Genomic DNA, 23,362 nt, shown 5'->3' with positions numbered 1-23,362 from the left:
GTTTCTAAAAACATAGCATAAATAGAAATCCACTCACCAACCTCTCATCAATAGTACCTTACATTTTTGAGAGTAGGATTAAACAAGGAGGGATTCCTATGCCTACGTGGCTAAAAAAACAAATGCAACGCGCATATTTTGAAAAAAACCGGCATCAAATTAAATTACTAAATGAATGCTGGTTTTATTATAGCAAAATACATCAAAGCTCATAATCCATTACACATTTTATCCCATAAAAAAAGAGCAGTTTCATCTGCTCTCTTCTCTTACTATTCAATCGGCAACATAGATAGTGCAACGCGACCTTTTTTCGTATCAATATCATCTACCCATACTTTGACGATTTGTCCGACAGATACAATATCTAACGGATGCTTCACATACTGTTTGCTCAGTTTAGAAATATGTACTAAACCATCTTGTTTTACACCTACATCAACAAAAGCACCAAAATCAACAACGTTACGAACTGTTCCTTCCAGTTCCATACCACGTTTTAAATCTTCTAATTTCAAAATCCCTTTTTTCAGAAGCGGTTTAGGCAACTCATCCCTCATGTCTCGCTCTGGACTAATGAGTGCATCTATAATATCAACTAACGTCGGTTCTCCAACTCCCGTTTCTTCCGATAACTTAGAAACCTCCACTTCTTCTAAGCTCTTTTGCAACTGCGGCTGCCCTACATCATCTTTTGATAATCCTAGACTCTTCAATAACAATTCAACATTTTTATATTGTTCTGGATGAATACCCGTTCGATCTAACGGATTTGCTCCCTCTAATATACGTAAGAAACCTATACATTGTTCATATGTCTTCGCACCTAGACGCGGTATTTTCTTTAAGTCTGTTCGTTTTGTAAATTTCCCTTCTTCTTCACGCTTTGCCACAATATTTTTCGCAACAGTTTTCGATAAACCCGAAACATATTGTAATAAAGCAACTGAAGCTGTATTTACATTCACACCGACTTGGTTAACTGCCGTCTCTACTACAAATGTTAATGATTCATTCAACCTCTTTTGTGATACATCATGTTGATATTGTCCAACCCCAACTGATTTAGGGTCAATCTTTACAAGTTCAGCAAGCGGATCTTGCAGACGTCTGCCGATAGAAACAGCACTTCTTTCTTCAACCTGTAAATCTGGGAATTCCTCACGTGCTAAATCAGAAGCCGAATACACACTCGCACCAGCCTCGTTCACAATAATATAGAAGACTTCTTGTTTCACATTTTGTAATACATCAACTATAAATTCTTCTGATTCTCTAGAAGCTGTACCATTCCCAATCGCAATCATTTCAACTTGATATTTATCTATAATAGAAAGAACTTTCGTTTTTGCATCTTCATATTTACGCACTGGTGGATGCGGATAAATAACATCAATATATAGAACTTTTCCCGTATCGTCTACAATAGCTAATTTACAACCCGTTCTATATGCAGGGTCTACAGCCAACACAACCTTCCCTTTCATTGGAGGTTGTAATAACAAATTACGTAAGTTCTCAGAGAAAATATGTATCGCTTGTTCCTCAGCTGTTTCTGTTAATTCTTTTCGAAGCTCTCTTTCAATAGAGGATTGAATTAATCGTTTATAACCATCCTCAATCGCCAACTTTACATAATGTGCACTTTTAGAATCGTTATCACGAATTACTTTCTTATATAAGAAAGTTACTATCTCATCTACTGGTGGAACAACAGAAACTCTCAATATATCTTCTTTCTCACCGCGATTCATCGCTAATACACGATGCGGTACTACCTTCTGCAACGGCTCTTCATAACTGTAATACATTTCATATATATTCTTTTCATCTTTCTCTTCATCTTTTACAGACGAAGACATAACACCTTTTCTAAAAGTAACATTTCGAATCCAACTACGATACGCCGCTTCATCTGAAACCATTTCTGCAATAATGTCTTGGGCACCTTGCAATGCCTCTTCTGCAGACTGTACTTCTTTCTCTGCGTTAATAAACTCCACTGCCTTCTGATTTGGATCTTCTTTCTTATATAACAACAACCATTCAGCTAACGGCTCTAGTCCTTTTTCTTTCGCAATCGTTGCTTTCGTTCTTCTTTTCTCTTTATATGGACGATATAAATCTTCTACTTCTTGCAACTTTACAGCTTTAACAATTTGCTGACGTAACTCTTCTGTCAGTTTCCCCTTCTCATCAATAAGACGAAGGACCTCTTCTTTCCTATCTTCAAGCTGCATTATATATTGCCATCTCTCTAAAATTGCACGAATTTGCACTTCATCTAAAGAGCCTGTCCATTCTTTTCGGTAACGAGCAATAAATGGAACTGTGTTACCTTCTTCTGTTAATTGAATAACATGACGAACTTGCTTTTCGGTAAAGCCTAATTCCTTCACTAACATTTTCATTAACGCTTGTCGATTATCTACCATTTCCATATACAACCGTAACCTCCTCTATAATAAAAAAAAGTTGCCCTGTAAAGAGAGCAACTTAAACTGCCGATTTAAAAATCTATTAGTCCTAAACTAATTTGTAGCGCTTCATCTACACGAATCATCATCACTTCATCTAAGTGAGTGATTTTGTCCGTTAAGCGCTGCTTATCGATTGTTCGAATCTGCTCAAGTAAAATAACAGAATCTCTCTCAAAACCGTACTTTTTCGCATCAATTTCCACATGAGTGGGTAATTTAGCTTTTTGAATCTGTGCAGTAATAGCCGCTACAATCACCGTTGGACTAAAACGATTTCCGATGTCATTTTGAATGACAAGAACCGGACGAACGCCTCCTTGCTCAGAACCAACAACTGGGGAAAGGTCTGCAAAATACACGTCGCCGCGTTTTACAATCAAAATATTACCCCCCGCTAACTAAGCGTTCTACTGTATGAGCTGCTTCATACTCTGCTAAGAAAGCTTCAGATGCAATACCAAGATTAATTTTTCCCATTTCAATGTACCCACGTCGCATTGATTCATGTTGGTAGCGTTTCTTCGTCTTATGTTGACGCAATAACAGTTGTGTTGCCTGGCAAATTAGTTCATGGCGATTCTTATTCTCTTGTTTTCCAATTCCGTCCAATTCCGTTACCATTTGCTTTGGCAACCGAACCACGATTTCAGTAGTTACACTTGATTCGGACACAAAAATACACCTCCACCGTCAACTACACACCCAAATATATATATGACACCTATTGTAATAATACCATTGTATGGAGCCTGTTGCAAAGACTTCCTTATTCCTTGCTTATGTTTTCCAATTCACAAACAAAACATTCATATTCTTTTATTTTTTATCTCATTACAAACAAGAAGCGAAAGAGTTTCTCCGCAAAATTCACGTTAAATTATGTTAAAAGTAACTATAAGTACAAAGCTTCTCATCAAAAACGAGCTTATCCTTAACCAATGAACAGTCCTCTCAAATGACAAGAAGCAAAACATACTACCTTCTATATATTATTCAAATAATTAATTACCTCTACAACCTTGCCATGCCGTATAAATATTCTCGGCACACGGAAACTTATCGTGGCAATAACCTCATAATTAATGGTCCCGGAGTATTCAGCAACCTCAGTAGCACTAATATACTCATCACCTTGTCTTCCGATGAGTGTAACTTTCGTACCAAGCGGTACTTCACAAGGAAGATGTATCATGAATTGATCCATTGTTACTCGACCTACAATCGGTACCCTTTTACCATTTATAAGCACTTCAAATCCTTGCAATCTTCTAAGCCATCCATCTGCATATCCAATTGCAACGGTTGCAATCCATTCTTCCGTTTTCGTTCGATAAGTGACGTTATAACTGATTCCATCCCCTTTAATCACCTGTTTAATATGAGCAACTTTCGTATGCAATGATAGCGCTGGCTCTAATTTAAACGGTAAAAAAGGGCGTATTTCTACAGATGGGGATAACCCATACATCGCAATGCCAATTCGTACTGCATTAAATGTAATACCTTGAAAACGTAGCGTTGCAGCACTATTAGCTGTATGGACAAACTTAGGATCCACTCCGAACTCTTTCAACCAACTTAACTGCTGCAAAAATGTGTTATATTGCTTATCAAAGTAAGAAGTCTCCACCTCATCCGCTGTTGCAAAATGTGTATAAACTCCTTCTAATTCTAAAAATGGTGCACCTTCTAAACTCTTTAAAAACCCTTTTAATTCTTTGCGCTCGCGTATTCCAATTCTCCCCATGCCACTATCGAAATTAATATGGTATTTCATTGTAGATGAACCATCCCAAAGTTTAATTGCTTCATCCACCCATTCTTTTTGAAAAACAGTTAACGCTACATCATTTTCAGCAGCTACATTGACATCACGAGGCGGGGAAGGACCTAACACTAAAATCGGCACAGTAATACCGGCCCTTCGAAGCACTAAAGCTTCATCTAAAAAGGCAACCGCTAACCTTGTCGCTCCTGCTTCTAATGCCGTTTTAGCTACTGGTACATAATCGTGTCCATATGCATTCGCTTTAACTACAGCAAAAATCTCTACATCACTTGGAATGAAATTTTTAATGTGTGTAATATTGTTATAGATCGCATCTAAATCCACTTCCACCCAAGTGTCACGGTAAAATGGTGCTTCTTCCATAAATACACTTCCTTATACACGATATGCGAAGCTTATTCTTTTATATGCTTCTTTTATGAAATCCACCCTTCAAACTAAGAAAAGACGTGGTGCACATATATCACCACGTCTAAGAAGTTTACTTCACTTGCTTCTCTGTAACTGAACGAGCAACCATTAATAGCTCCTTCGGCTCTAAACCTTTAGACACGAGCATATATTCTACTCCGTTATGCGACCACGTTAAAGAATCTTTCGTCAATGCCCCAATTGTAAAGCCAAGATCAACCAATTCTCCGCTCACACTTATCGCTGACGAAGCCTCTGCAACTTTTGCCTTTTCTTGTATCAAAGTAAAGGATTTCTTACTTCCAGTGTATGTGAGTATCGCACGCTTGCCACTGTCTGTCTTCAACTCTTTTTCATCTTTCAAAACCATACCTTGCGGCGTATCACGCGGATACAAAATCGCAAATGGTTTGTCTTCTTTTGCTGTTGTTGGAACATCTACTTGTGCTCTAGACATATTTTGTTTCGTATCAAATGCACCTTTATCAAATTTTGCATCAAATTTCACTTTTGAGAAATCTACTTTCACAAGAACATTTTGATCATTATCCATTAACTTCACCGAAACTGGTGTTAAATCACTTTTCTTCAATGTAATCTCTTGTTTCGGTAACATGTTTTGATGTTGATAGTTTGTTTTTGTTTTAAAAATATAATACTTATCTGTTTTTTCAAAAGTAAGGTTTTTCTTATCCTGCAAAATATCTCTCACAAGGGATTCATATAAATAAGCCTGGCTACTATTTTGTGGCCAATCACTTTGGAAACGGAAACTCTTATTAAGCGCTGGCGTTAATACAAATACCCCTTCTTCATTCCTTAAAATAATTTGGCTTTGATCTTTTTTCGCATTCTGCAAATTCACACGATAAAAAGAAGGTTCCTTATGCCATATTTCTACTTTATACTCCTGAGGCTCATTCCCTGTTTTAATAGATAGTTTTGCTTCAGCTTGATAACTTTTCATCCCTTTTACTTTCGCCTCTAAATCTCTCACAACATCATCTTGTTTCTTTTCCATACAACCCGCCAACACAAAAACGGTTAATAAACCGACAAGAACTAAAAACAGACGCCTTTTCATCACTTCAGCCCCTTTGCCCCTATAAATGAATGGAAGATGTGCCTTCCTTATCGCTACATCAAATATATGAGACAAAGATATAAAATATGCAGACTAGCGTGACGAGCTTTCTAAAACAACTTGAGCAACAGCAAATTCCCTACTATGACTAATTGATAAATGAACAATATGCTCTGTACTTGTAACGAGAATCGGCTTACCTCTATCATCATTTCTTACTTCAATATCTAAAAAACTTACTTCTTTCCCGATACCAGTCCCTACCGCTTTTGAATACGCCTCTTTCGCTGCAAATCTTCCAGCTACAAACTCTGTAAGACGACTTCCCTTCAGTTCCTTAGCAACATTACGTTCACTTTCAGTTAAAATACGCTCCATAAATTTAAGCTTTCCATCTAGCATTTTTTCAATTCGATTCAATTCAATAATATCGATTCCAATCCCTACAATCATTTCAAAATCCCCTTCTTCTATTTAGCTTTCTTTTTTCATATTGTAAGAATAACAGAGAATCTTTCTGATGCAAAAGGAGTGATACTAACAACATGCTAATACCATCCGTCCGCATTCCCTTACAACCAATCGTCATCGCTTTACTTCTCATACAATTAGTCATGATTATGTTAGGCGACTTTTTTCTCTTTCCCATGGCATCCTACAATGAATATATCGCTAAAGGAGAATGGTGGCGTCTCATAACTTCCCTACTTGTACATGTAGACTTACAACATTTCCTTTCTAATAGTATTTGTTTATTTGTCCTCGGCTCTTCTATTGAAAAACAACTAGGGCACTTTTCTTTCATCATAATTTTTTTCCTTTCTGGCATTCTTGGAAATATTTCTTCTTATCTTATTATGCCTCTTGAATATATTCATGCCGGAGCATCTGGTGGTATTTTTGGATTGCTAGGAGCGCAATTATTTCTATTGTATAGTCGATATCGTTCTTCCAATCCAAGAGACATTGCTATTTTTCCAATCATGATATGTATATTACTACTATTCACTTTCTTCAATCCCTCCGCTAACCCTATAAGCCATTTAACAGGATTGATCATTGGTGGTATTTGCACTCCTTTATTAGCAAAAAAATTCGATGGTGCAGAGCTTATTTAATATAAAAGCTCGCACCATCGACAATTTCTACCTCTGTTTGTTTACTTAAATCTCTCATTAATTGAAATAAAGACTCATCCTTCTTCTTCGCCTCAATCATACAATCAATTTGCGGAACACTTCCCTTTATCTTTTTTAAAAAAGATAAAAAAGTATCTACGTCAATAAAGTCCGCATGTGCTCTCGGGTCTCTTCCTTCTCTAGGACTAGAAATGTGCATTTTCACTGGTAACAAAGACGACTCCCACGTATGTACAACACGCGCCCAATCTTCATGCCAATCTTCTCGATCATGATTCATCATATGGTGATGCAAATCAAACACGACTGGAATATCTAACTTTTCACCTAAATACAATGTTTCTTCTAAAGAAAAGGTCGTATCATCATTTTCTAATATGACCATCTCTTGGATACCTCTTGGAACAATTGACCAATTTTCTATAAAGCGTTCTAATGCAAGCTCCTTATCGTTATAACCTCCGCCTACATGTAATACGCATCGTTGCTTATGTTCAATTCCCATACCTTTTAATAATTTTTTATGCATCTGCAATGTTTTTACAGATTGCTTAAAAATATTTTTCTCAGGTGAATTCAGCACAACAAAATGATCTGGATGGAAATCAATACGCATATTCATTCGAATAGCGTAATCACCTAGCTCTTTTAAATTTTCTTTTAAGGGGCGAATATAGTTCCACTCTAACAACTCCTCATGGTTCGCTAAAGGAACGAGCTTGGAACTAAGCCGAAAGAAAGATATATCATGTCCTTTATTATGCTTTAATAACCGTAAACAATTTTCTAAATTTGAATTAGCAATTCTTTCGAGTTTACGAATTGCAGCCTCTCGATCATCAATTCGTTGAAACTGCGCATATGTCATCGTTTGAGATGGAGATGCGTTCTTTACATGTACACTCATCGCAACATACCCAAGTCTTACAAGCATGTAGCACCTCTTTTCTACACAAGTTATTATGTAGTATGTACAATTACAGAAATAAAAAAAGAGAATGCCAGCAAAGGGCATTCTCTTTTGTATTAAGCTTGTGGACGGCTATGATGTTTTCTTTCGCCACGTCCATTTGAAGATCCAGGACGACCTTGACCTTCACCTTTACGACCACGGCTACCGCCATCACGATTGCGATCACGGTTACGGCCATCGCCACCACCGCGTCCATCACGATTGCGATCACGGTTACGACCATCGCCACCGCCGCGTCCATCACGACTACGATTACGGTTACCATCACGGTATCCGCCTCCGTTACCGCCGCGTTTTTTAGAACCGCCACCTCTTGAAACAACTGGTGGTTCTGATGTTAAAGCGATTGGAGTTGTATCTGGCTCTTTTGTCATCATTTTTAAAGCAGCAGCTACTACTGTTACAGAGTCGTTCTCTTCTAACATTTCTTCTGCAATACGCTTGTAGTATGATAAATTCTCATTTTGAATTGTGCTTTGAAGTTTTTCAGCGATTAAACGTTGTTGACCTTCTAATGCCTCGTCAAGTGTCGGTGCTTCCATACGATCAACTTTACGTTTTGTTGTGCGCTCGATATTTTTTAATTGTCCTGATTCACGTGGTGTTACAAATAACATTGCAATACCTTTTTTACCTGCACGGCCAGTACGACCGATACGGTGAACGTATGATTCTGGATCTTGTGGGATATCGAAGTTATATACGTGTGTTACGCCTGAAATATCAAGACCACGTGCAGCAACGTCTGTTGCAACAAGAACTTCAATAGCACCTTCTTTAAATTTACGTAATACAGACATACGCTTCGCTTGTGTTAAGTCACCGTGAATACCTTCTGCTGCATAACCACGTAAGTTTAACGCTTCTGATAATTCATCAACACGACGCTTTGTACGACCGAATACGATTGCAAGCTCTGGAGATTGAATATCTAGTAAGCGTGTTAACACGTCAAACTTTTTCTTTTCTTGCACTTCTAAATAGAACTGCTGAATGTTTGGCATTGTTACTTCTTTTGCTTTTACTTTAATGTGTTGAGGCTCAGTCATGAAACGCTCAGCAATACGACGGATTGGATCTGGCATTGTCGCTGAGAATAATAATGTTTGATGTGTTTCTGGCACATCTGTTAAAATCGCTTCAATATCTTCAATGAAGCCCATGTTTAACATTTCATCCGCTTCGTCAAGAACAACAGTCTCTACGTTTTGTAAGCGAAGTGTTTTACGGTTAATATGATCTAAAATACGACCCGGCGTACCAACAATAATGTGTGGGTGTTTTTTTAGAGCACGAATTTGGCGGTTAATATCTTGACCACCATAGATTGGTAAAATACGAACGCGTTTATGTTTACCAATTTTGTATAGCTCTTCTCCAACTTGAATTGCTAATTCACGCGTTGGCGCGATAACAATACCTTGAACTGCTTCTTTATTTGTATCCACTTTATCTAATAGTGGTAATCCGAATGCTGCTGTTTTCCCTGTACCTGTTTGTGCTTGCCCAATAATATCTTTACCTTGCAATGCATGTGGAATTGTTTCAGCTTGAATCGGCGTAGCCTCTTCAAAGCCCATGCTTTCAACAGATTGCAGTAAAGACTCACTTAATCCTAATTCTCGAAATGTTGTCAATGTTACTTCTCCTTTTCTATCCTATACTTATCATTTAAAAAAAGGCGTTTTCCGAATTTGCGGAAAAGCCCTTTTCCTGAATGCTCACGTATATAAACGGGCGTATATTCTTCGCGAAAATACTTCTAAACGTTATTACACTTTATCAATTATAAGTTTTGTATGTGTAAAAAGCAAACCCAACTGTTACCTTATTTTCATATTCAGAGTTTTTTTCTTCACTTTTATTTTTTTATATTTACTGTAAGCGCTTATTATAAGTTTCTTCTATTTTCGCATCTATCATCCCTATTTATATACACCAATTATTTCAACATCGTAATTACTTCTTCCAATTTCATACCGCGAGATGCTTTTATTAATACAACATCTTTCACACCAACTACTGCTTGTAACTCTTTCACTAGCTCTTCTTTATTATCATACGCTTTTACACGCTCAGTAGGGAAATTAATTTTCGCTCCTTCAGCAATTTGAGCCCCTAATTTACCATATGTGAACACATATGAGATTTTTGCTGGATCGATTAATTTACCTACTTCATAATGAAACTGTACTTCTTGATTTCCAAGCTCTAACATATCGCCGAGCACAACAATTTTTTTAGCAAATCCATCTAAACCATTCATTAAATGGAACGCTGCTTCCATAGCTGTTGGACTTGCATTATAGGCATCATTGATAATTGTTAAACCACTATTTGTTTTTACAATCTCCATACGCATGCCTGTCATTTGAAGGGTTACTAAACCTTCTTTCATCTCTTCCCACGTTACACCGAAATGTTTCGCAATCGCCATTGAAGCAAGCGTATTGTATACATTATGTTTTCCTAATACTGGTAGGTAGAATGAAATATTTTCTTCTCTATTCATTTTAAAGTGCGTCCCAGTTGCCTGTAATGTTACAGTCGTTGGATAGTAATCATTTGCTCTAGCATCACCAAACGTAACTGTTTCAGCTATTAAATTCATTTCAGGAACACGATTTGTTAATAATGGCTCATCTCCGTTATATACGAATACTCCACCTTCTTGTAATCCTGTCACAATTTCTAATTTCGCTTCAGCAATCGCCTCACGAGAGCCTAAGTCCATTAAATGTGCCTCACCAATGTTCGTAATGATAGCTGCATTTGGACGTGCTAACTTAGATAAGAATTCAATTTCTCCTCGGCTTGACATACCCATTTCTAATACAGCTACTTCTGTATTTTCTTCTAAGTTTAAAATAGTAAGAGGTAACCCGATATGGTTATTGAAGTTGCCTTCTGTTTTTTGAACTTTGAATTTAGTCGCAAGAAGACTTGTCACAATATCTTTTGTAGATGTTTTACCGTTACTACCTGTCACACCAATAACCTTAACATCCAATTGATCGCGATAATTTTTCGCTAACACTTGTAATGCCGATAGCGTGTCTTCTACAAAAATAACTGGAAGATTCTCAGGTGGATTTGCTACACCTTTCATCCATAATGTCGCCACAGCTCCATTTTCAACAGCTTTATCTACAAAAGCATGTCCATCGAAATGTTCACCTTGAATTGGAACATATAAGTTTCCCTTTTCAATTTTTCTCGTATCAATAGACACTCCTTGTATAGTAATTCCCTCATATCTCTCTGCTAATCCCGTACCATTTACCATCTGTTCTACTTGTTTTAACGTTCGATTTATCATGAAAACACTCCTTACATAGAGGAAGCACTATTCCTGCGAATAGTGCTTCCTCCTTTTTTGTTAGATTGTATATTTAATTTTTTGTTTTTCCTCGTGACGCGCAATGGCTAAATTGATTAGCTCTTCAATTAATTCCGGATACGGTAATCCAGTATGTTGCCATAATAGAGGGAACATACTAAACGGCGTAAATCCTGGCATCGTATTCACTTCGTTAATATATACTTCTCCATCTTTCGTTAAGAAGAAATCAGCTCTTGTTAAGCCAGCACTATCTAACGATTGGAATGCAATAATCGCATCTCGCTTAATAACGTTAGACTCTTCTTCTGTCATTTCAGCTGGAATAATTAACGCTGTATCACCATCGATATATTTCGACTTATAATCATAGAAGTCTTTTTTCGGTACGATTTCACCTACAACTGAACATTTCGGCTCATCATTACCTAGTACACCAACTTCTACTTCACGTCCAACAATATTTTCTTCTACAATAATTTTGCGGTCAAATTGGAACGCCTCTTCAAATGCATTCTCAAGTTCTTCACGATTTTTACACTTATTAATACCAACACTTGAACCAAGGTTTGCTGGTTTTACGAAGCAAGGATATCCTAAAACTTCTTCTACTTTTTCATATGCTGTTTCACAATCTTTTTCCCATGTGCTACGAATGAATGATGCATATTTTGCTTGTTTTAATCCAGCTTCTGCAAAAATGTTTTTCATAACAACTTTATCCATACCAGCAGCAGATGCTAGAACACCATTTCCTACATAAGGAATGTTCATTAATTCTAATAATCCTTGAACTGTTCCATCTTCACCATTTGGTCCATGTAATAATGGGAAAATAACGTCGATAGCATTTTCCTCGGAAGCTGCAGATGGAATAATTTCTGTGCTTAATGATAACGGAGAAATCGCATTTTCTGCACCGCTCATTTTTAGAACTTCAACATCTGTTACTTCACCTTCAATACGCTCACCGCGCACCCATTGACCTTGTTCTGTAATATAAATCGGATGAATCTCGAATTTATCTTGATTTAATGCTTTAATAGCAGCAAGAGCCGTTTGTAGCGAAACTTGATGCTCAGCTGATTTTCCACCATATAATAAACCTAATTTAATTTTTGTCACTGAAATCACCCTAACCAATTGTTTTCATTTTTCTATTTTAGCACTTTTTATAAAAATAGGTAGTTCCTATTTGAAATAAAATGTAACTTCCACAAATAAATAAATGACACCACTTATTGGTTTTCTATACTTTTTTCACTCAAATTTCTTCATACATATATATAATTACAACTCAATCTAGTTATGTACCTAGAATATGTAGAAATCCCTTTTTTGTGTATGTCATCCACTCATTAAGAAGATTGTTTGGTCAGTGTGCTCTTTTGCCTTTGTTCAACGAGACGATCTAAAGAAACATATACAATACCTGCAACTACACATCCTACAGCTAAAATTGTAAACAGCAAGTGGCCAAGTAATTGATCTAATAAAAAACCTCCCAAAAGCGGACCGAGTGCACCTCCTGTAATCCACTGCAAACTCGCAGCTCCCATATAAGTCCCTCTCAAATGCTCAGGAGCCAAATTCGCTACAAACGTCATCTGTACAGGCGACATAATCATCTCACCTAATGTATATATGGCATAAACAAACAGCAACGTTATTAAAATAATCGTAGCATTTGCATTAAATTCTCCAAACCACTTCGGTAACCACCCTATAAAGAACAAACCAATCCCGAACAAACATGCACCATATAACATCGTCTTCCCGACAGGTTTATCTGTGGCCCATTTTGAAATTGGAAACTGGAACAACACAACTAATAGTCCATTTAAAGCCATTAAATATGGGTATGGATTGTTAATACCAAAGATACCCTTCATTTCGTTATCAAAGTGCAGTGGCAACATGCCTTCTGTTTGAGAAAATCCCATCGAAATAATGATACCTGCTAATAAATAAATCATTAGTGCCTTATCTCTCATTACTATTTTCCAAACCGCCCCTGATTCCTTTTCTTTATTCTCGTCTTTATTCGCGTTCTTTGGCATTGTCTCTTGGATAAGAATGAATACAAGTAATGCATAAAATAACATCGTAGACGAGGCAATAATAAACACAAGATTCTTCGAAAACATAACTACTGAAGCGCCCATTATCGGGCCAATTGCAGCACCTATATTGTGCCCCATTCGCAATAATCCATATGCTTCTGTTCTTTTTTCTGGAATTGTTACATCCGCAACCATCGCTGATGCAGCTGGATGAAATAGCGAATTACTTAATCCTAAAAAAACAGATAAAATTGCGTAAGGAATAAATCCTTCTATAAATAAAAAACCGAGCATTAATACCGCATTACTCGTCATCGAAAATATCATAATTGGCTTTCTTCCATATATATCAGCAATTCTTCCCCCTATAATTGATCCAAAGCTTGCAGCAATTGGAGAAAGCGCCATAATAACTCCTACCTGCAATAATGAATCTACCTTATCTTTTAAATATAATGCAAAAAAAGGCATCAACATCATCATTGCAATTCCATTTAACGTCTCACCAATAAACCGTATCCATACGTTACGGTCCATCTCTCTTAACTCACGCCACGTATTTTTCATCATTCCACCCCTTTAGTTCGCCACCAATCATCTTATAACAATATCAGAAGAATGTAAATTTTCAGAACAAAAAATCCACCCTAACTGAATTAGGATGGATTTTTCTACTTATAAATTTGCTACATCATCTTCGTCTTTACTATTATTTAAAGCACTATGTTTTCGGCTATATAAGAAGTAAACCGCAATACCGATAACCATCCATACCCCAAAACTAATCCAAGCCGTTCCGGATAATTGAAGCATTAAGTATAAACAAAAAATCACCGTTAATGCTGGTAAAAATGGTACAAGCGGCGCCTTAAATGCTCTTGGTAAATCAGGATGAGTTCTTCTCATTACAATAACAGCAACAGCTACAAGTGCGAAGGCTGATAGAGTCCCCATATTTACAAGATGCGCTAACACATTTAAATCTATTAATCCTGAAATAAGTGCTGCAATAATTCCCGTTGTCCACGTATTTAAAAACGGTGTTTTAAATTTCGGGTGAACTTTAGCAAGACGCTTCGGTAATAATCCATCTCTACTCATTGCATACGAAACACGTACTTGCCCATACATCATAACTAACATTACTGTTGTAATTCCTGTAATTGCTCCTACTGAAATTACTCCTGCTAAACTATCTTGTCCAATAAATTGAAGCGCAAAAGCAACTGGATCTGATATATTTAACTGTCCGTATGGAACAATTCCTGTCAAAATAAGTGAAACAACAATATAAAGAACCGTACAAATTAATAAAGATGCAATAATGCCAATTGGCAAATCACGTTGTGGACGTTTCACTTCTTCTGCTGCCGTTGAAACTGCATCAAACCCTATGAATGCGAAAAAGACTGTAGCAGCTCCAGCCATTACACCATCTAAGCCAAACGGCATAAAAGGTGTCCAATTTTCAGGTTTTACATAATTAAAACCAGCAAAGATAAATATGAGAACAACCGCCAATTTAATAAACACCATAATATTATTTATTCGTGCACTTTCACGAACACCTCTAGATAAAAGAACTGTCATCACTAAAATAATTAGAACCGCAGGCAAATCAATTATTCCACCCTTTCCTGTACCAGGGGCCGAGGAGAGAATGGTAGGAATATGTATCCCAAATCCCTTTAATAAAGATTGAAAATAAGCGGACCAACCGTTTGCTACAGCAGATGTAGCGAGTAAATACTCAAGCATTAAGTCCCATCCAATTAAAAATGCGAATACCTCTCCCATCGTCGCATATGTGTACGTATACACACTGCCTGAGACAGGAACTGAAGAAGCGAATTCAGCATAACAAAATGCAGCAAAGGCACAAGCTAACGCGGCTATCGCAAACGATAATATAATAGCTGGTCCAGAATGTTTTGCTGCCACCACGCCCGTTAGAACAAAAATACCTGTTCCAACAATTGCCCCGATTCCAAGCATAGTTAAATCCAATGCACCCAATGTTCTTGCTAACGTCTTTTGCTTACTTTCTTGCATTAACTTTGCAATAGGCTTCTTTTGAAAAATTTGCTTCATAGCATGCTCCTCCAAGTTTTAAATTTTCTGAAAATTTTTAATTCGCTTTTTTATTTTACTCATAGCACTTTCCCCAGTCAATACTTTTGTCGAAATAAGTAGAAACCTTTCGGAACATACAATATCCTTATCCTTCTTTCTATATATCTTTCTATAACTTTTTTTGGTATTATTATACATGTCGATTCCATAAAAGAGGCATGCCCACTAAGTGAGCATGCCTCTTTTTACTTATTTCACAGTATGTGAACCTTCTTCAATCCAGCTATACATATATTTTTCATCTTCCGTCTCATGTGCTTGTTTTACAATACGAAGTGGACGGAATGTATCTATCATAACAGCTAATTCAAGTGTTTCTTTCTTCCCTATACTCGCCTCTGTTTTCCCAGGGTGCGGCCCATGAGGAATTCCGCTCGGATGAAGTGTAATAGAACCTTCTTCCACACCTTTCCGGCTCATAAAGTTTCCTTCTACATAGTACAGTACTTCATCACTATTCACGTTACTATGATAATATGGTGCCGGAATAGATTCTGGATGATAGTCATATAAACGCGGTACGAAAGAGCAAATAACGAAATTGTGACCTTCGAACGTTTGATGTACTGGAGGTGGCTGATGAATACGACCTGTGATTGGTTCAAAGTCCTCTACATTAAAGACCCACGGATATAAATAGCCATCCCATCCAACAACATCTAACGGATGGTGCCCTAAAACATGCTTATGCATATACCCTCGCGACTTTGTCATTACGACAAACTCACCTTTTTCATCATACGTCTCTAATTTTTCAGGACCACGAATATCCCTCTCACAAAACGGGCTATGCTCTAACAATTGTCCGTATTCATTACGATAGCGACGCGGCGTTGTAATTTGACTATTTGCCTCTACAACAAGAAGCTTAGTCTCTCCTTCATCTGGAATAACACGATAGATTGTGCCAATTGGAATCGTTACATAATCACCTTTTCGATAGTGAATCGTTCCAAACATCGTTTCAATTTTCCCTGTTCCGTAATGAACAAATAACATTTCATCGCCATCACCATTACGATAGAAATAGTCCATTTTTTCTGTTGGAGTCACTACTCCAATTAATAAATCCTCATTCCCAAGCATAAAGTTTCTTCCACTTACTGCATCGCCAGTTTTTTTATTTTCTTTCGTGCGAAAATGACGATGAGCAAGAGCTACATCTTCTTCATACTGCAACTGACAGGAATGTGATACCGCCGAATGCGATACTTCCGTTGGCATATAATGATGATACAAAATAGACTGCGTACCAGAAAAACCTTTCGTTCCCATTACCTGTTCACGATAAAGCGATCCATCCTTTTTACGGAATTGCACATGTCGTTTATGAGGTAGCTCCCCCATGTGACGATAAAACATGCCCATCACCTGCTTCCATTTCTTTTTTGACCGTATTACGTAACGTACCTAAACCAGTAATCGTAAGTTCTACAACATCTCCATCTTGCAGCCACTCTTCCGTACCCAGTTCTAAAATACACCCTGTTCCTACTGTCCCAGAACCAATCACATCGCCTGGATATAACGTAACGTCTTCTGAAGCACGTTCAATCATTTCAGCAAATGTATAGTAAATATCTTGGAAGTTCCCCTTTGATAATAGCTTTCCATTTACATGAGCAGTCATTTCTAATTCATAACGGTCACCGTTACGATACACATCCAGTTCCTCTTTCGTAACAAGATGCGCTCCTAATGAAGTTGCAAAATCTTTTCCTTTTGCTGGACCAAGTCCTACCTTCATTTCTGTTGCTTGTAAGTCCCTTGCACTCCAGTCATTCATAATACAATAACCAAAAATATATTCTTCTGCTTGCTCACGAGAAATATTTCTTCCTTCTTTTCCAATTACGCAAGCAATCTCTAGCTCATAATCAAGTTTTTTAGAGTTCTTCGGACCAATTACAAAATCATCCGGACCAATTACAGCACGATGGTTCGTAAAATAAAAAACCGGGATATCGTACCATTCAGGTACAACATCTAGCCCTCTTCGGCCACGGGCCGTTTTTACATGCTGTTCAAACGCGTAAAAATCACGAATACTACTCGGATTAGGAATTGCCGCCGCTAATTGTACGTCCTTTAAGAAATATACACCCTTTTCCGGATTCTTAATCTTACGCAATACTTCTACATACTCATCCGCTTTCTCTAAAAAGGCAAACATAGAAGAAGGTAATTTTCCATCACTAGCAAGGTTCATATCAATTACTTTGTCACCTTCAAGCCATCCAGCTCGCATTTCTTTCGAAGGAAGACGAAATGTAACAAATTTCATCATGATTCCTCCCTATGAAAATGAAATTTCCACCAACAAAAAGACTTTTGCTGGTGGATACAAATCTTATAAGTTTCCGCGACGTTCCTGTTCTCTTTCAATTGATTCGAATAATGCTTTAAAGTTCCCTTCTCCAAATCCGCGAGAACCTTTACGTTGAATGATTTCAATAAATAAAGTTGGACGATCTACAATTGGTTTCGTAAAGATTTGTAGTAAGTATCCTTCCTCATCACGATCTACTAAAATCTTTAATTCTTTTAATCTATCAATTTCCTCATCAATTTTTCCAACTCGTGCACTTAATTCATCATAATAAGTATCAGGTGTATCTAAAAACTCCACACCATTTGCACGCAGCGCTTCCACTGTTTTAACGATATCGCTTGTTAGTAAAGCAAGATGTTGTACCCCTGCTCCATTGTAGAACTCTAAATACTCTTGAATTTGCGACTTTCTCTTTCCATCTGCTGGCTCGTTAATAGGGAACTTAATACGACTTCCATTTGTCATAACTTTCGACATTAACGCTGAATACTCTGTACTAATATCATCATCATCAAAATGGATCATTTGTTTAAAGCCCATAACGTTCTCGTAATAACTAACCCACTCTTCCATTTTTTCAACATTACCAACTACGTGGTCTACAGCAATTAAACCTGACTCTTCAAATGGAATATTAAACTCCACCTGTTGGAATCCCGGCATAAATGTTCCTTTATAATTTTTACGCTCTACAAGCGTGTGAATTGTATCACCATACGTACCAATAACTGCTTTTTTCACTGTACCGTTCTCGTCTGTTAATTCCACAGGTGGAGCAATCGCGACGGCGCCACGTTTCACTGCTTCCGAGTATGCCTTATCAACATCGTCAACAAGTAAAGCAACATCTTTTACACCATCACCATGTGTCTTTACAAATTCTGCGATACGATTGTCGCTACTTAAAGCTCCAGACACAACAAAACGCATATTTTTTTGCACAAGAACATAAGATACCTTTTCACGGTTACCAGTTTCTAATCCAGAGTAAGCCACAATTTTGAATCCGAATGCTCTCGCAAGGTAATAACTTGATTGCTTTGCATTTCCTACGTAAAATTCCAAATGATCTACATCACGTACCGGAAAAAAGTCCTCCATTTGTGCAGCTAGCGTATCCATAGATTTTTGTTTCATAAAATCCTCATCCCCCTGTAAATAGATTAAATGGTTCATACTTAAAACCAACCGAAAACGCTTCCAACGTAAGTTATTAGAAATTAGTTAGCAAGCTAACAAATTCTGACCTTTAAAATTTTCTATCTTTTCTGTCAAATTCCTCTTTTTTTCTTACATATAAAATTCGACTTTTTTCTCTTTACATGACGGAGGGAGCATTCATACTTGAAGGTATATATGAGAGGAAAACAAAAAAGACCCCAACATATTAACTACTTACTAATATGCTAGAGTCTTTATTTTTTTTGAATGATTGTATTTATATATCTCATACTAATATATTTGCAAGGAATAGAATAAATGATGTTAATACTACCGCTCCACCTAATGACCCTAATAAATCTGTTTTTGTTACTTGCAACACTTGTTCACTGTTCATATTCCTCATTCTCCTTTCATTTTGTATAATTTAAAACTTCTATTATACTAATACGCTTGATAGAAATACGATTAATGCTGTTAATACTACTGCTCCACTTGCTGATCCTACGAAGTCACCTTTTGTTACTTGTAATACTTGCTCTTTCATTTTGCATTCTCCTCTCTTTTTCTTTTATTACAAAACTTCTATTATACTAATACACTTGATAGAAATACGATTAATGCTGTTAATACTACTGCTCCACTTGCCGATCCTACGAAGTCACCTTTTGTTACTTGTAATACTTGCTCTTTCATTTTGCATTCTCCTCTCTTTTTCTTTATTACAAAGCTTCTATTATACTAATACGCTTGATAGAAATACGATTAATGCTGTTAATACTACTGCTCCACTTGCTGATCCTACGAAGTCACCTTTTGTTACTTGTAATACTTGCTCTTTCATTTTGCATTCTCCTCTCTTTTTCTTTTATTACAAAACTTCTATTATACTAATACGCTTGATAGAAATACGATTAATGCTGTTAATACTACTGCTCCACTTGCTGATCCTACGAAATCACCTTTTGTTACTTGTAATACTTGCTCTTTCATTTTATGTATCCTCCTTTTTAATAAGTTATCTATATGTAATTTCTAAGAAATGTTTATTTCATAGTTTTTATGTTAGCGTTACATTAAAGTTAATAACGTAACGTTTGTAACATTAATGTAACATAACTATTGTTACGTTGCAATATAATTACGTAAATTTTATTACACTTTTTTTACATTTTTTTATAAACACCCTTAAAAACCTTGTTTTAATGCACTTTCTACTAAGTTGACATTTGTAATGTTATTGTAATATCACAGTCATATAACGAAACATACCCATACTTACCTCTACTTTTGTTACAAATCAAAGTGCATATTTAAATGCATACGTTGGAATCTATCAAGCTTTTACTAACTGTCTGCGCTAGATAAAGTGAAACTTTAATCAGTGGGGGTTTTCTTCATCCCCCACTGATTATTAGCCCTCACCAATCGGACTTTAATGGGCAGTTGATCCCACACCTAACTTCTTTGCTTTCGCTGAATTTTGAGGTGGGGGTCTTACTGCCCATTAAAGCGGGATAAAATACAATCTTTCCAAGATAAGTTTATATGTTTCCTCTATATAACTATGTATAATAAAAGCAAAGAGGTGGTCATTTTGAAATTAATCGCATTAGATATGGATGGTACACTACTATCATCTAATCTTGGGATCTCCAAAGAGAACTTACAAGCTATCCAAACTGCAAAAGAGGCCGGTCATATTGTCATGATTTGTTCTGGTCGCGCAAAAGAGGATGCTTTGAAATTATTGGAAGAATATAAACTATCTCTTCCAGTTGGAGCGAGCAATGGGGCAATTGTTTATGTGGATGGAAAGGTAATTAACTCGCGTTGTTTACAAAACGATAAAGTATACAAACTTGCAAAATTACTAGAATCTGAAGGTTTTCCATATAAGCTATATACGAATAAAGGAGTTTATTCTCCATATACATGGCAAGATCAAGTCATGCAAGCGTTTGAAGAGAACAAGCATACACTAGATGTTACACTTGAAGAACTTGAAAGAATTACAGAAAAACAAAAGAAATCAAACTTAATTACTGATTTCCAAAAAATCGAAGATGTTGTAAATAATCCAGAATTAGAAATATCTAAATTCTTCATTTTGACATTTAATGCAGCGCATCGTGCACAGCTATTAAGCATGCTACAAGAAGACACTGATATTTCAGTTACGGCATCAGCTCCTACTAATGTAGAAATCATGGATAAGCATGGTCATAAAGGGAACGGTCTACAAGAAATGGCTGCTTATTTCAATATACCAATTGAAGATACTATTGCTATCGGGGATAACTTTAATGATGTACCAATGTTACAAGTAGCTGGCTTATCAGTCGCAATGGGCAATGCTGAAGAAGATGTAAAAAAACTATGTGATGTTGTAACATTAACAAACAATGAACATGGTGTTGCTCATGCAATCGAGCAATTTGTATTGAAACAAACTTCATCTAGTAAATAAAAGAAAAGGACTCTTTCTATTTGAAAGAGTCCTTTTTTTATACATGATGACAAGCAACAAAATGCTCCTCACCAACATTACGGAATTCTGGTACTGTTTGTTTACAAATATCTGTTGCAAACGGGCAACGTGTATGAAAGCGACAACCCGAAGGTGGATTTGCTGGACTTGGAATGTCACCCTCTAGTATGATCCTCTCTCGCTTCACTGTTGGATCTGGTATTGGCACAGCCGATAGCAATGCCTTTGTATACGGATGAAGTGGGTTCGTAAATAACTCATCACGCGGCGCTGTTTCCACAATCGTTCCTAAATACATAATTCCAATTTTCGTACATAAGTGCTCTACCACGCTTAAATCATGTGAAATGAACAAATAAGATAATCCCTTTTTCTCCTGTAACTCACTAAATAAGTTAATGATCTGTGCTTGAATGGATACATCTAATGCTGCCACAGGTTCGTCGGCTACAATGAATTCTGGGTTTAATACCATAGCTCTTGCGATAACGATACGCTGACGTTGTCCACCAGAAAACTCATGAGGGTACCGGTCAATATGATATGGAGCTAAGCCACATAACTCTAATACTTCTGTCACTTTTTCACGAACATTTTCCTTCGTCGCTAGTCCGTGAGCCAACATCGGCTCGCCAAGTGCTTCTCCAATTCTCATTCTCGGATTTAATGAGCTAAATGGATCTTGAAACACAAGCTGCATATTAGGTCGATGTTTTCTCAATTCCTCTTTTGATAGAGAATGAACATCGTGTCCTTTAAACTTCACTTCCCCCTCCGTTTTTTGGACGAGACGTAAAATTGTTTTTCCTATCGTCGTTTTTCCGCTTCCTGATTCACCAACAAGACCAAATACTTCGCCTTTATTAATAGTAAAACTTACTCCATCAACCGCTTTTACATGTCCAACCGTTCTACTAAATATGCCGCCTTTAACAGGAAAATATGTTTTTAAGTTTTTTACTTCTAATAATGGTTCACTCATTGTCCCGCACGCTCCTCATATAACCAGCAAGCTACTTTATGATTCTCATCATGTACATTTAGATTCGGTGCTTCTTCTTTACATATTTCCATACAATGCTCACAACGACCGCTAAAGTAGCAAAATTCATCCAAACCAACTAAATTAGGAACTTGCCCTGGAATAGAATATAGTTTATCTATTCGTTTTCCCATCACTGGTTTTGATTTCAACAAGCCTTTCGTATATGGGTGTTTCGGATTTTGGAATATTTCTAGTACTGGTGCTTCTTCAATAACTTTCCCGCCATACATAACAACAACGTAATCAGCCATTTCTGCTACAACGCCTAAATCATGTGTAATTAATAAAATGGATGTTTTAAATTCCTCTTTTACTTGTCTTAATAAGTCTAATATTTGAGCTTGAATCGTAACATCAAGAGCCGTTGTCGGTTCATCAGCAATTAATAACTTAGGATTACAACTAAGTGCAACAGCAATCATAATACGTTGTAACATCCCGCCACTCAGTTCGTGCGGATAAGAATGGACGATTTCATCCGCACGAGCTATGCCGACTTTACGAATTAACTCAATTGCTTTCTTATACGCTTCGTTTTTACTAAGTAATTCATGCTCCCTTAACGTCTCTACAATCTGTTCTCCTACAGTGAAGACCGGATTCAGCGATGTCATCGGTTCTTGGAAAATCATCGCAATATCATTCCCTCGTAAACTACGAAGCTCCTTCTCTTTCATTCCTAAAAGACTTTTTCCTTCATATAAAATATCTCCGCCTACTACACTTCCTGATTCAGCAATAAGTCCCATAATAGATAAAGCTGTTACACTTTTCCCGCAACCCGATTCACCTACTACACAAACTGTTTCACCTTCTCGAACAGCAAAGCTAACATGGTTTACAGCCTTGACTGTCCCTTCTTCTGTCTGAAAGTGTGTTTGTAAATCTTTCAGTTCTACTACCGCTCTACTCATACCTTCT

General features: G+C 36.9%; 25 protein-coding genes. 3 read left to right on the top strand and 22 right to left on the bottom strand.

Going from position 1 to position 23,362, the window contains the following annotated elements:
* Positions 1-98: 98 nt before the first annotated feature.
* On the top strand, positions 99-215 hold the full coding sequence (gene cmpA / locus ACHZK0_RS01405; RefSeq protein WP_001143639.1) for a cortex morphogenetic protein CmpA: 117 nt from the start codon (positions 99-101) through the stop codon (positions 213-215).
* 57 nt (positions 216-272) lie between these two features.
* Here cmpA and ACHZK0_RS01400 read toward each other — a convergent pair whose 3' ends face one another.
* From ACHZK0_RS01400 to acpS, 6 genes are all read right to left on the bottom strand, one after another.
* Positions 273-2,441: a Tex family protein gene (locus tag ACHZK0_RS01400; RefSeq protein WP_262742937.1), complete on the bottom strand. Its 2,169-nt coding sequence runs from the start codon at positions 2,439-2,441 to the stop codon at positions 273-275.
* A 68-nt stretch (positions 2,442-2,509) separates the two neighbouring features.
* Positions 2,510-2,860 carry a type II toxin-antitoxin system endoribonuclease NdoA gene (ndoA, locus tag ACHZK0_RS01395; RefSeq protein WP_000635963.1) on the bottom strand — a complete coding sequence of 117 codons (351 nt, stop codon included), beginning with the start codon at positions 2,858-2,860 and terminating at the stop codon, positions 2,510-2,512.
* Between the two features lie 4 nt (positions 2,861-2,864).
* Positions 2,865-3,152 carry an antitoxin EndoAI gene (locus ACHZK0_RS01390; protein ID WP_000004570.1) on the bottom strand — a complete coding sequence of 96 codons (288 nt, stop codon included), beginning with the start codon at positions 3,150-3,152 and terminating at the stop codon, positions 2,865-2,867.
* Positions 3,153-3,462: 310 nt separating this feature from the next.
* Positions 3,463-4,632: an alanine racemase gene (alr, locus tag ACHZK0_RS01385; RefSeq protein ID WP_097820319.1), complete on the bottom strand. Its 1,170-nt coding sequence runs from the start codon at positions 4,630-4,632 to the stop codon at positions 3,463-3,465.
* A 118-nt stretch (positions 4,633-4,750) separates the two neighbouring features.
* Complete coding sequence (locus tag ACHZK0_RS01380) at positions 4,751-5,701, bottom strand: LolA family protein (RefSeq protein WP_033656280.1); 951 nt, start codon at positions 5,699-5,701, stop codon at positions 4,751-4,753.
* A gap of 156 nt (positions 5,702-5,857) precedes the next feature.
* Positions 5,858-6,217: a holo-ACP synthase gene (gene acpS / locus ACHZK0_RS01375; RefSeq protein ID WP_063259414.1), complete on the bottom strand. Its 360-nt coding sequence runs from the start codon at positions 6,215-6,217 to the stop codon at positions 5,858-5,860.
* Between the two features lie 92 nt (positions 6,218-6,309).
* Here acpS and ACHZK0_RS01370 point away from each other — a divergent pair, with 92 nt between their 5' ends.
* Positions 6,310-6,882 (top strand): rhomboid family intramembrane serine protease, encoded by a 573-nt coding sequence (locus ACHZK0_RS01370; RefSeq protein WP_395761084.1) that lies wholly within the window; start codon positions 6,310-6,312, stop codon positions 6,880-6,882.
* Here ACHZK0_RS01370 and uvsE read toward each other — a convergent pair.
* The 14 genes from uvsE to ACHZK0_RS01300 all read right to left on the bottom strand — a co-directional run bounded on the left by uvsE (position 6,875) and on the right by ACHZK0_RS01300 (position 19,898).
* On the bottom strand, positions 6,875-7,837 hold the full coding sequence (gene uvsE / locus ACHZK0_RS01365) for a UV DNA damage repair endonuclease UvsE (RefSeq protein ID WP_262742934.1): 963 nt from the start codon (positions 7,835-7,837) through the stop codon (positions 6,875-6,877). The two genes, ACHZK0_RS01370 and uvsE, sit on opposite strands and share 8 nt — an antisense overlap.
* 92 nt (positions 7,838-7,929) lie before the next feature.
* Positions 7,930-9,513 (bottom strand): DEAD/DEAH box helicase, encoded by a 1,584-nt coding sequence (locus ACHZK0_RS01360; RefSeq protein ID WP_000206603.1) that lies wholly within the window; start codon positions 9,511-9,513, stop codon positions 7,930-7,932.
* Positions 9,514-9,818: 305 nt separating this feature from the next.
* Positions 9,819-11,195 (bottom strand): UDP-N-acetylmuramoyl-tripeptide--D-alanyl-D-alanine ligase, encoded by a 1,377-nt coding sequence (gene murF / locus ACHZK0_RS01355; RefSeq protein WP_395761083.1) that lies wholly within the window; start codon positions 11,193-11,195, stop codon positions 9,819-9,821.
* A gap of 60 nt (positions 11,196-11,255) precedes the next feature.
* Positions 11,256-12,341 carry a D-alanine--D-alanine ligase gene (locus ACHZK0_RS01350; protein ID WP_395761082.1) on the bottom strand — a complete coding sequence of 362 codons (1,086 nt, stop codon included), beginning with the start codon at positions 12,339-12,341 and terminating at the stop codon, positions 11,256-11,258.
* 233 nt (positions 12,342-12,574) lie between these two features.
* Positions 12,575-13,846, bottom strand: a complete 1,272-nt coding sequence (locus ACHZK0_RS01345) for an MDR family MFS transporter (protein WP_395761687.1) — start codon at positions 13,844-13,846, stop codon at positions 12,575-12,577.
* A 108-nt stretch (positions 13,847-13,954) separates the two neighbouring features.
* A complete protein-coding gene (locus ACHZK0_RS01340) occupies positions 13,955-15,370 on the bottom strand; it encodes an amino acid permease (RefSeq protein WP_262742931.1) in 1,416 nt (471 codons plus the stop codon).
* Between the two features lie 231 nt (positions 15,371-15,601).
* Positions 15,602-16,774 carry a homogentisate 1,2-dioxygenase gene (locus ACHZK0_RS01335; protein WP_262742930.1) on the bottom strand — a complete coding sequence of 391 codons (1,173 nt, stop codon included), beginning with the start codon at positions 16,772-16,774 and terminating at the stop codon, positions 15,602-15,604.
* Positions 16,740-17,696: a fumarylacetoacetate hydrolase family protein gene (locus tag ACHZK0_RS01330; RefSeq protein ID WP_262742939.1), complete on the bottom strand. Its 957-nt coding sequence runs from the start codon at positions 17,694-17,696 to the stop codon at positions 16,740-16,742. The genes ACHZK0_RS01335 and ACHZK0_RS01330 overlap by 35 nt, the downstream gene beginning before the upstream one ends.
* A gap of 66 nt (positions 17,697-17,762) precedes the next feature.
* A complete protein-coding gene (hppD, locus tag ACHZK0_RS01325) occupies positions 17,763-18,881 on the bottom strand; it encodes a 4-hydroxyphenylpyruvate dioxygenase (RefSeq protein WP_262742929.1) in 1,119 nt (372 codons plus the stop codon).
* Between the two features lie 310 nt (positions 18,882-19,191).
* Complete coding sequence (locus tag ACHZK0_RS01320) at positions 19,192-19,302, bottom strand: DUF3948 family protein (protein WP_001083699.1); 111 nt, start codon at positions 19,300-19,302, stop codon at positions 19,192-19,194.
* Between the two features lie 42 nt (positions 19,303-19,344).
* On the bottom strand, positions 19,345-19,452 hold the full coding sequence (locus ACHZK0_RS01315) for a DUF3948 family protein (protein WP_000664237.1): 108 nt from the start codon (positions 19,450-19,452) through the stop codon (positions 19,345-19,347).
* Between the two features lie 41 nt (positions 19,453-19,493).
* On the bottom strand, positions 19,494-19,601 hold the full coding sequence (locus ACHZK0_RS01310; RefSeq protein ID WP_000664237.1) for a DUF3948 family protein: 108 nt from the start codon (positions 19,599-19,601) through the stop codon (positions 19,494-19,496).
* A 40-nt stretch (positions 19,602-19,641) separates the two neighbouring features.
* Entirely contained in the window at positions 19,642-19,749 is a 108-nt protein-coding gene (locus ACHZK0_RS01305; protein ID WP_000664237.1) for a DUF3948 family protein, read from the bottom strand.
* Positions 19,750-19,790: 41 nt separating this feature from the next.
* Positions 19,791-19,898 carry a DUF3948 family protein gene (locus ACHZK0_RS01300; protein WP_000664237.1) on the bottom strand — a complete coding sequence of 36 codons (108 nt, stop codon included), beginning with the start codon at positions 19,896-19,898 and terminating at the stop codon, positions 19,791-19,793.
* 604 nt (positions 19,899-20,502) lie between these two features.
* On the opposite strand from ACHZK0_RS01300, the gene ACHZK0_RS01295 reads away from it, so the two are divergent.
* A complete protein-coding gene (locus tag ACHZK0_RS01295; protein ID WP_395761081.1) occupies positions 20,503-21,375 on the top strand; it encodes a Cof-type HAD-IIB family hydrolase in 873 nt (290 codons plus the stop codon).
* A gap of 37 nt (positions 21,376-21,412) precedes the next feature.
* Here the strand turns inward: ACHZK0_RS01295 and ACHZK0_RS01290 are convergent, their stop codons facing one another.
* Positions 21,413-22,378, bottom strand: coding sequence for an ABC transporter ATP-binding protein (locus tag ACHZK0_RS01290; RefSeq protein ID WP_395761080.1), 966 nt, complete (start codon positions 22,376-22,378; stop codon positions 21,413-21,415).
* Positions 22,375-23,355: an ABC transporter ATP-binding protein gene (locus tag ACHZK0_RS01285; RefSeq protein WP_262741410.1), complete on the bottom strand. Its 981-nt coding sequence runs from the start codon at positions 23,353-23,355 to the stop codon at positions 22,375-22,377. The genes ACHZK0_RS01290 and ACHZK0_RS01285 overlap by 4 nt, the downstream gene beginning before the upstream one ends.
* Between the last annotated feature and the right edge of the window lie 7 nt (positions 23,356-23,362).

The sequence above is a fragment of the Bacillus sp. 3G2 genome (assembly GCF_044324725.1).
Taxonomy (GTDB): domain Bacteria; phylum Bacillota; class Bacilli; order Bacillales; family Bacillaceae_G; genus Bacillus_A; species Bacillus_A mobilis.
The sequence above is the reverse complement of the archived record's forward strand: the minus strand, read 5'-3'. Positions and strand labels throughout refer to the sequence as shown.

Bases quoted from the DNA above. Each gene is read 5' to 3' on its own strand.
- ACHZK0_RS01335 (WP_262742930.1), bottom strand. From the start codon at position 16,774: ATGTTTTATCGTCACATGGGGGAGCTACCTCATAAACGACATGTGCAA.
- acpS (WP_063259414.1), bottom strand. From the start codon at position 6,217: ATGATTGTAGGGATTGGAATCGATATTATTGAATTGAATCGAATTGAA.
- ACHZK0_RS01300 (WP_000664237.1), bottom strand. From the start codon at position 19,898: ATGAAAGAGCAAGTATTACAAGTAACAAAAGGTGATTTCGTAGGATCA.
- ACHZK0_RS01320 (WP_001083699.1), bottom strand. From the start codon at position 19,302: ATGAACAGTGAACAAGTGTTGCAAGTAACAAAAACAGATTTATTAGGG.
- ACHZK0_RS01290 (WP_395761080.1), bottom strand. From the start codon at position 22,378: ATGAGTGAACCATTATTAGAAGTAAAAAACTTAAAAACATATTTTCCT.
- ACHZK0_RS01345 (WP_395761687.1), bottom strand. From the start codon at position 13,846: ATGAAAAATACGTGGCGTGAGTTAAGAGAGATGGACCGTAACGTATGG.
- ACHZK0_RS01340 (WP_262742931.1), bottom strand. From the start codon at position 15,370: ATGAAGCAAATTTTTCAAAAGAAGCCTATTGCAAAGTTAATGCAAGAA.
- ACHZK0_RS01305 (WP_000664237.1), bottom strand. From the start codon at position 19,749: ATGAAAGAGCAAGTATTACAAGTAACAAAAGGTGACTTCGTAGGATCA.
- hppD (WP_262742929.1), bottom strand. From the start codon at position 18,881: ATGAAACAAAAATCTATGGATACGCTAGCTGCACAAATGGAGGACTTT.
- ACHZK0_RS01370 (WP_395761084.1), top strand. From the start codon at position 6,310: ATGCTAATACCATCCGTCCGCATTCCCTTACAACCAATCGTCATCGCT.
- ACHZK0_RS01330 (WP_262742939.1), bottom strand. From the start codon at position 17,696: ATGAAATTTGTTACATTTCGTCTTCCTTCGAAAGAAATGCGAGCTGGA.
- murF (WP_395761083.1), bottom strand. From the start codon at position 11,195: ATGATAAATCGAACGTTAAAACAAGTAGAACAGATGGTAAATGGTACG.
- ACHZK0_RS01400 (WP_262742937.1), bottom strand. From the start codon at position 2,441: ATGGAAATGGTAGATAATCGACAAGCGTTAATGAAAATGTTAGTGAAG.
- cmpA (WP_001143639.1), top strand. From the start codon at position 99: ATGCCTACGTGGCTAAAAAAACAAATGCAACGCGCATATTTTGAAAAA.
- ACHZK0_RS01285 (WP_262741410.1), bottom strand. From the start codon at position 23,355: ATGAGTAGAGCGGTAGTAGAACTGAAAGATTTACAAACACACTTTCAG.
- ACHZK0_RS01310 (WP_000664237.1), bottom strand. From the start codon at position 19,601: ATGAAAGAGCAAGTATTACAAGTAACAAAAGGTGACTTCGTAGGATCG.
- ACHZK0_RS01380 (WP_033656280.1), bottom strand. From the start codon at position 5,701: ATGGAAAAGAAACAAGATGATGTTGTGAGAGATTTAGAGGCGAAAGTA.
- uvsE (WP_262742934.1), bottom strand. From the start codon at position 7,837: ATGCTTGTAAGACTTGGGTATGTTGCGATGAGTGTACATGTAAAGAAC.
- ACHZK0_RS01315 (WP_000664237.1), bottom strand. From the start codon at position 19,452: ATGAAAGAGCAAGTATTACAAGTAACAAAAGGTGACTTCGTAGGATCA.
- alr (WP_097820319.1), bottom strand. From the start codon at position 4,632: ATGGAAGAAGCACCATTTTACCGTGACACTTGGGTGGAAGTGGATTTA.